This is a genomic window from Dietzia sp. SYD-A1 (assembly GCF_015356725.1).
GTDB lineage: Bacteria > Actinomycetota > Actinomycetes > Mycobacteriales > Mycobacteriaceae > Dietzia.
The window spans coordinates 1-729 of sequence record NZ_JADDKI010000523.1; the positions used below are offsets into that span (position 1 = coordinate 1).

At 76.7% G+C, this 729-nt stretch carries 1 protein-coding gene; it reads right to left on the reverse strand.

Annotated features, from left to right (window positions below; genetic code table 11):
* Positions 1-719: helicase-related protein (locus tag IY392_RS16420; RefSeq protein WP_309234203.1), on the reverse strand; the 719-nt coding region annotated here is incomplete at its 3' end.
* Positions 720-729: the final 10 nt, after the last annotated feature.

The window sequence follows — 729 nt, forward strand, 5'->3', positions numbered from 1 at the left end:
CCGTCCAGCAACGCGCGGGCGTGCCGCGGGTCCGCGGGGACGCGGGACAGGTCCCGCCCGCGTCCGGTGGCCCGGCCCAGCGCGTCGAGCGCGCCCAGTCCCTGCAGGACCCGCTGCGCGCGACGGATCTCCCCCGACGGAGGAGGATCGGTCAGCGCCAGGCCCTCGCCGCGGGGAGCGCCCCAGCAGGCGACGTCCAGGGCGAAGGACGTCAGGTCGGAGGTCGCGATCGCCGGGGTGAGGTGCGGGGCGAGCCGTGAGTAGTCGTCCTCGGACAGGCAGCGCACCGCGATCCCCGGTCCGAGACGTGCCGCGCGTCCCGAGCGCTGGACGCAGGAGTCGCGGGAGGCCGAGACGGTGAGGAGACCGGTCATGTCGCGGGCGGTGTCCCTGCGGGGTTCGCGGTTCAGGCACGCGTCCACCACCACCCGCACCCCGGGAACGGTGAGCGAGGACTCCGCCAGGTCGGTCGAGACCACGATCCGGGGCGGTGGGCCGGCCCCGCCCCGGCCCGGGTGCGGACCCTCGCGGCCGGAGCCCGAGACCACCCGGTCCTGCTCGGCGGCGTCGAGGCCACCGTGCAGTGGCAGGATCTCGGCGCGCCCGCCCAGTCGCGCGGTGAGCGACCGCACCACCCGCTCGATCTCACGCGCCCCGGGGAGGAAGACGAGGGTGTCCGCGCCGCCCGTGGCCACCTCCTCGGCAGTGACGTCCGCCACGTGCTCGAGG